The sequence below is a fragment of the Prescottella subtropica genome (genome assembly GCF_005434945.1).
Lineage (GTDB): Bacteria > Actinomycetota > Actinomycetes > Mycobacteriales > Mycobacteriaceae > Prescottella > Prescottella subtropica.
The window spans coordinates 62,893-70,677 of record NZ_SKCH01000019.1; the positions used below are offsets into that span (position 1 = coordinate 62,893).

Annotated in this window: 2 protein-coding genes and 1 pseudogene; 1 reads left to right on the plus strand and 2 read right to left on the minus strand. The window is 63.8% G+C overall.

The window, feature by feature from the left end; genetic code table 11:
- Positions 1-102: 102 nt before the first annotated feature.
- Positions 103-5,580, plus strand: coding sequence for a DUF3320 domain-containing protein (locus E0497_RS15645; protein WP_137725716.1), 5,478 nt, complete (start codon positions 103-105; stop codon positions 5,578-5,580).
- A gap of 56 nt (positions 5,581-5,636) precedes the next feature.
- On the opposite strand, the gene E0497_RS15650 is transcribed toward E0497_RS15645, so the two are convergent.
- Positions 5,637-7,166, minus strand: coding sequence for an IS1634 family transposase (locus E0497_RS15650; protein WP_137725717.1), 1,530 nt, complete (start codon positions 7,164-7,166; stop codon positions 5,637-5,639).
- Positions 7,167-7,277: 111 nt separating this feature from the next.
- Positions 7,278-7,662, minus strand: a pseudogene (locus E0497_RS15655) (IS5 family transposase); the annotation flags it as partial.
- Positions 7,663-7,785 lie beyond the last annotated feature (123 nt).

Genomic DNA, 7,785 nt, shown 5'->3' on the forward strand with positions numbered 1-7,785 from the left:
GGGCCGCGAACGACCCGACCAGAATGCCGACAGAACCCTGTCTGTCTCGATCGCTACAGTTCATTCGCTGCGATTGTCCAGAGTTGACGCGAGGTGGGGAAGATGTCGATCGATGAGCAGACAGAAGTTGCTGCCGGAGGATTGTCCGGTGATGTGTCTCGTCGACTTTCCCGACAGCTCGAGGTGTGGCGCCAGGAGCTGCTGACGCTCGATCGACGGCAGAGGCTGCTGTACTTCAAGCACACCAAGAGCGCGTCCCTCGAGATCGAATCACCGACCGGTGGCGATCTGCTTGCGTTGGTTACTGCGGGGGAAGCCCCCCTGTATCCGCCGGTGACGGAGGAAACCCGGAACGAACGTCGCCCGAGCGGCGCAATCACGGTTGCCAACAAGGCTGTCGACACGTTGAAGACTGCGCTGCGCAGGCTGGACACGCAGTCGCAGCAGACCTACGCGGACAAGGGCGTATGGACGCTCTACCTCGGTATCGGTGTTCTACGCTGGGTCGACCCGGCCGACGGAGTTGCCGTCGACAGTCCTCTGCTGCTGGTTCCGGTCCAGCTGAAACGCACAGGTGCAGACTCCCCGTATGTGCTTTTCCGTACGGACGACGATATTTCGCTCAATCCGGCGTTGAAGCTGAAGATGGACGAGTTCGGTATCGACCTTCCCGATGTCGACCCCGACCTCTCGGAGATCGACGGTTTGTGGGGAGCAATCGGTTCCCTCATCGGTGGTCGTGCGGGATGGGCGTTGCTCGATCGCGTCGTGTGTGCGACCTTCACCTTCCACAAGGAAGCGATCTTCCGGGATCTGCAGAACAATGCGGCAGCGGTAGCCGATCATCCGATGGTCCAGTTGCTCGCGGTCGGTCCGGACGCACCCGCCGCAGGGGACTTCGCGTTCGATCCGGTGCCGGTGGACGGACTCGATGAGCTCAAGCCGCCAGAGCAGATGTTCAGTATCCTCGACGCCGATTCGAGTCAGCGTCGGTGCATTCTGGCTGCGGCCGACGGTAAGAGCTTCGTGATGGACGGGCCGCCCGGCACGGGTAAGAGCCAGACGATCGCCAACATGATCGCCGAACTCATGGCGACCGGGAAGTCGGTGCTGTTCGTCAGTGAGAAGGCCGCAGCACTCGATGTCGTCCGTGACCGTTTGCGTGGAGCAGGGTTGGGGCGGTTCTTGTTCGAGCTTCACGGAACGGCAGGCAATCGCAAGGCCGTCGCACAGGAACTCGCTGGAACCCTCAAGACACGGGCGGCGGCGCAGCGGACGTTCACCGAGGTCGAAGCGCGACACCTCGTCCGGACCCGTGAGGAGCTTACAGACTTCGCGGTGGCCATGAACGAGGTTCGCGAACCACTGGGGTCGTCGATCTTCCACGTGGTCGGCCGGATCGAGTCGCTTCCGCAACACGTCGATGCTTCTGTGGCCGAGGGGGCACGGCGGGCCGGTATGACGGCGTCGGATCTCGAGGATCTGCGTGTGCATGCCGGACGACTCGGAGACCTCTGGTATGTGACCGAGCGTGGAGACGATTACCTGTGGCGGGGGCTTCAACGTGACGATCTCGGATCCCCTGAGGCGCGTGATCTCAAGCGGGTGGCCGGGGACTGCGCCGAGGCCGGCAAGACCCTCTCGACGCGGATCGACACCGTTGATTCGGAGACCGGACTCAAGTTCCCGCGTGATTCCGACGGGATGAACCGGCGGTCGAATGTGCTACGGCTCTTGGAAGATCGGGTCGATGTTCCCATCGATTGGTTCACGCGGAACTCGCTCGCGCCGGCTCGGGACCGTCTCGCCCAGGCGTCGTCAGCCGTAGAGGAAATTACGGCCGGTATCGCGAGCCTGGAACGAACTGCAGGTCCGCGATGGGACGAGCTGGACGCAGAGTGGCACGGCCCCCTTGCGCGGGGCATGACGGACCCGCTACTGGGTGCCTCGGAGACACCGAGCTCGATCGACGCGTTGATCCGTCGACTCGCCGATGTTGCCGATCAGGTGGAACCGCTCATCGCGGACTCGACCCAGTTGGCAACTCTGCTCGGTGTTCCTTCCTCAGGAATGACTGCGCTACGGGCCGGTGAGCTGGTGGAGCTGGCCAGACTCGGTGCAGTCACCGACCGGCCCGAGAGCGGGTGGTTCAATGCGGCGTTGCAGAACCAGGTCTCCGAATCTATCGACGCGATGGACATTCTCGTCGAGCACGCGCGCCGGCGTGCGGACGCTATGCGCGACCACTTCACGCCGGAAGTGCTCGACTTGGATCTGGCGGCGCTCACGGTGCGGTTCCGGGAGGTGCACACCGGGTTCCGTAAGCTGTCGAAGGCCGCACGCACGGACAAGAAGGTTCTTCGTGCGGTCACGGTGACCGGCAAGGTCGACAAGGATCTCATCGCTCGCCTCGAGGAGGCGGCCAGCTGGCAACAGTCGATCCTGGAGATGGACGCGGGTGCGAATACGCATTCGCCCCGACTCGGTGAGTCCTACAGCGGGTTCGCGACCGATTTCGATGCACTGCGAGCAGCGCTCGGCAATGCGCGCCGCGCAACGCAACTCGCGGGAATCGATGTCGATTCGTCCAGGCTGACGCAGCAGCTCGGTCGAGGTGGCTCGCCGGACCCGTCTTTGGTTCTGATCGCCGAACGACTCGCAGGCCTTCTCGAACGTTGGCGGGTGAGCACGGAAGAGTTGGGGGACTTGCTCCAGGCCTCGGTCGGTGCAGGACGGTCCGTGGACGAGGTCGGCCTGTGGGCGATGGACGCGAACGAGCGGATTGCGCCGGTGCGTGCCGCGCTCGGGCCGGTGTGTGCGGTTGTCCAGAACGAGATTTCGATCGAGCTGGCCATCGACTATCTCGAGAAGGTCGCACACGTCCGTGCCAACATGCTCGAGCTGGCGGCTGACTCGGCTGGAGACAACGCCTTGTTCGGCGGCGTCGAGCTCGGCATGGACTCTGATTTCACAGACATTGCAGCACAGCTGGATTGGGTCGATCGGGTGCGTTCAGCTGTCGGTATGCGTATTCCAGATACGGCCGCGCGTCGACTCTCGTTCGTCACGATTCCGCCGTCCGAGCTGGACGTGATCGTCGACCGATGGCGCGGCGCGTGCAGTGGCCTCGTGCATCACTTCACGGCGGCACGTCAGGCGGAGATCGGAGTCGATCTCACGGCAGACATCGATGACGCCGTCGAACTGTTGACAGAGATGGAAGCGGCCGCGGTACCGGACATCGAGAACTGGTGTTCCTATGTTCAGGAGCGGAACTGGGCCGAGGAAGCCGGTTTCGCTCCTGTGCTCGCGGAACTGGCAAAGTCTCGTCGTGCCGCCGGCACCGTCGCTCAATCGATCGAGTATGCGGCCCTCGAGGCCTGGATCGACGAGACAGTTCGACGGGACGGTCGACTGTCCGGGTACCGGGCAGTCGACCGTGACGGAGCGGTAGAGCGGTTCCGTGAACTGGACCGTGCACTCATGAACGATGCCCATGCACGGGTGATCGAGCGCTGCAACGAGCGTGTGCCGCGATCGCTGACAAGCCGGGCAGCGCAGCTGATCACCCGTGAGGCAGAGAAGAAGACCCGACACAAGCCGGTGCGTGCCCTGCTCGAAGAAGCCGGTGCACTCGTTCAGCAGCTCAAGCCTTGCTTCATGATGACGCCACTCGCCGTATCGCAGTTCCTGTCGTCGAGCATGCGGTTCGACGTGGTGATCTTCGACGAGGCGTCGCAGGTGCTGCCGTCGGACGCCGTGAACTGTGTCTATCGGGGACGCCAGTTGATCGTCGCCGGCGACCAGAAACAGCTACCGCCCACTGATTTCTTCTCGGCTTCCACCGACCTTGTGGACGATGAAGACGGTGACGAGCTCGACGTGTTCCAGTCCGTACTGGACCTCGCGAAGGGCGCCGGTGGTCTGACGTCGCTGCCGCTGAACTGGCATTACCGCAGCCGCCACGAGGATCTCATCACCTACTCGAACTACCGCTTCTACGACGGGAAGCTGTTCACGTTCCCCAGTGCTGTCTTCGACGCGGCGAACCTCGGTGTGGAGCTGATCCCTGTGAACGGCACCTACCGACGTGGCACGAGCCGAGACAACCCGGTGGAGACCGCCAAGGTGGTCGAGCGGGTGCTGTACTTCGCCGAGCATCATCCCGGTGAGTCGCTCGGTGTCGTGACCTTCTCGTCGGCGCAGGCCGATGCGGTCCAAGCTGCGCTCGAGCTGCAGTCTGCGGAGTATCCGATGCTTGCGAAACTGCTCGGCGATCACGACCGCCTCGACGGTTTCTTCGTCAAGAGCCTCGAGAACGTGCAGGGCGACGAACGTGACGTCATCATCTTCTCGCTGGGCTATGGTCCGGACGAGAACGGCAAGTTCACGATGAACTTCGGACCCCTCAACCGGGATGGCGGCTGGCGCCGACTGAACGTCGCGATCACCCGTGCCCGTCAGCGCGTCGAGATCGTGTCATCGTTCCGTGCCGCCGATATGCCGTCGTCGTCGAACGAGGCGATCCGGCACTTGAAGAACTACCTCGACTTCGCCGAGCGGGGACAGAAGGCTCTGGCCCTCGAACTCGACGACAGTCTCGGCGATGTCGAGAGTCCTTTCGAGGAACAGGTGATCGACCGGATTCGCAGCTGGGGCTACGATGTCGTTCCGCAGGTCGGTGTCGCCGGTTACCGGATCGACATGGCAGTGCGGCACCCCGACAAGCCGGGAAGCTATGCAATCGGTATCGAGTGCGACGGTGCCGCGTACCACTCGTCACGAACCGCACGTGACCGCGACCGCTTGCGCGAGTCGGTACTTCGGAACTTGGGCTGGGAGATTCACCGGATCTGGGGGCTGAGCTGGTGGCGTGACCGAAACGTACAGGAGAAGAGGCTGCGAGCCGCGATCGAAGAAGCAGTCGCAGCCGAAGGTTCGGCGTCGCGCATCGTGGTAGACAAGGCGGCGGAGGAGCCGGAGATCCAGGTTGTCGACGTCGACTTCGACTCGAAGCCCGACTGGGTGACGGAGTACCGGAGCTACCGCGGTTACGACGGATCGACCCGTGACCCGAAAACTACTGAGGGCAAGCATGATCTACGGTCCTTCTTCACGAAGGTGATCCAGGCGGAAGCGCCGGTTCACAAGGAGGTTCTCCTCGAACGGTTCAAGGACGCGTGGGAGATCCAGCGGCTGGGGGCTGCCACACGGAAGATCGCGGAGAGCGTTCTTCGCGCCGTGGAGGTGGACGGACGTTCAGTGTCACCGGGCAACGACGACGTGTGCAGGCTTCCAGGGAAGCCGCGTCCTGATGTTCGGATTCCCGTTCCAGGACTGCCACCACGCAAGCTCGAACACATTCCCTTCGAGGAGCTCGATCTCGCGGTCGCGCACATCATTCAGGATGCGCACTCGATCGACAGCGACATGCTTGCGCAGCAGGTCGTGAAAATCTTTGGTTGGCAGCGAGTCACCGAGGACGTACGGGCGATCACCGAGTCGTCAGTCATGCGATTGCGCGAGACGGGGGACGTGGCTCGATCGGCGGCTGGAGACCTGTCGGTGGTGTTCGACTGACATGACAAGGGATCGAGTTCGGTACTGTGCCACATTCGAACCTGACTTGCACAGGTTTAGTGCCCCGGTCCGCGGGTCGGTAGGTCCAGTGCGGCGAGGACGGCTGCGGCGTCGGGGGTGATCGGGTCGGTGGCGGTGTGGGGGTGGCCGGCGATGGTCATGGTGATTTCCTGCAGCGGACGCAGTGTTCGGACCAGGGATCGGATCGAGATCCCGGTCTCGGCCTGCAGATAGCGGGCGACCGCGAGGGCGGTGAACACGACCGTGAGGTGGGCTTCGATCGCGTCGCGGGTGCGGTGGAACATCGGCCGGGCTCTCAGATCGGTTTTCGACATGCGGAACGACTGCTCAACGTGCCAGAGATCGTGATACTTGCCGATCACCTCCTCCGGCCCCATCAGGGTGGCCGGGACGTTGGTGACGTAGCCCTTCAACCCGACCAACGAGCGGGCCCGCTCGATGCTCGCGGTGTCGAGGCTGCGGCCGCCCGTGGTGGTCTTGACGAATCTCGTGGATTTCGGGGCCTTGCCGCCGTCGACGACGTCCCGTGCCCGGGTTTCCTGGGCGTTCAATGTCTGGTTGTCGCGGACCGCTCGTTTGCTGCGGTAGTGCCAGACCGCCCGCCACGACTTCGGGTGCCCGACCGGATCCCAGACAGGTTCGGTCCGGTGACGGACGTTGTTGACGGTGCTCTTCGCGTGCCGAGGGGTGACCGTGTCGATGATCTGTCCGTCGGTGAAAACGTCTCCGTTCCAATGGAAATGGTTCGCCAGATCGATAGGAGCTTTGGTGACGCGGGAGCCGACGATGAACTTGAGCCCGGCGTCGTCCAGGGACTTCAGGTTGGTCGCCGACAGCATCCCGGCGTCGGCGGCGACGACCATCTCCACGCCGGCGATGTCGTGCCGGTCCTGGAACTGCCGGATGATCGGGACGATGGTGTGGGTTTCGGCCTGATTGCCCTCGAAGCAGCCGATCTCGAGCGGGAAGCCGGTCCGGTCGACGAGCAGGCCGACCACGATCTGCGGGTCGACGCGGCGTTCCTTCGAATAGCCGACCTTGCGGAGCTCGTCTTCCTTCTCCGCCTCGAAATACAGGGTCGTCACGTCGTAGAGGACCAGCGACAGACCACCGGTCTCGGCGGCATGCTCGAAACATTTCGTGGCGATCCGGTCCCGGTAATCACGTGTGGCGCAACGCTTCAAAGCGGTGGCGTAGGTGTCGCTCATCGAGGTCGGCTCCACCAGTCGGCCGAGGACCAGCTGGAAGAACGCGTCGTCGTCGATCTCGTCGAACCCCAACCGGCGCCAGCCGGTCTCGATCGCCTCGATCAGCCAACGGGACCGCTTCGCGGTGATCACCGACGGGCCGGCACCGGGGCCGGTCGGCACATCCAGCCCCAGGTCGAGTTCCTCCTGGCCCTCGTCGAGCCTGACACGGGCGGCCTGCATCAACGCCACCAACTCGCTGTCGGTGTGGGCCGAACCGAGATGCTCGAGAATCGTACGGCGGCCGCCCTTCTTCTCCGCGATCTGCACCGCCGTCGCCCCGGATGCGGCCCGAACCTTGCGAATGTACGCCGCCACCCGCCAGATCCTACCGACCTGTTAGTGCCCCGAATCGCCGACTCGTGATCCCACTACCAGCGCAAACGTCAGCCGAAACCGGAAATCCCCGTCGACCTGTGCAAGTCAGGTGTCGGTGAGAGCGTGGATCTTGGTGCTCAGGCCGCCACGGGAACGGCCGAGTGCATGGTCGACGGGTTCGTGGGCCAGATTCTTGTCATTCGACCGAGCCCCCTGTGTGGGCGTCGGTCAGTGCGCCGGCGGCGTGCTGGTGGGCGCGGACGATGGTCGAGTCGATCGAGAGCAGACGTTCGATCCCCGCCTCGTTTTCCGGTGCGGCGTCGCGGACGGCGGCGAACATCCGCACGTAGGTGCCGTCGTCCGACCAGCGGCGATGACGTTCCCAAATCGACTGCCACGCACCGAAGTAGTCGGGGACGTCACGCCACGGTGATCCGGTCCGGAACCTCCACACGATCCCTTCCAGCGTGAGGCGGTGGTCGTTCCAGGGGCGTCCCAGGGCCTCGGCAAAGTCGTGAGTGACGCCCGCTGACCTGCGGTTTCAAGGTGGGATGGCGCACGATCGGGGTGCGGATTGGGGCGGGCACGACCGTCTCGGTGATGATGCAAGTCTCTACTC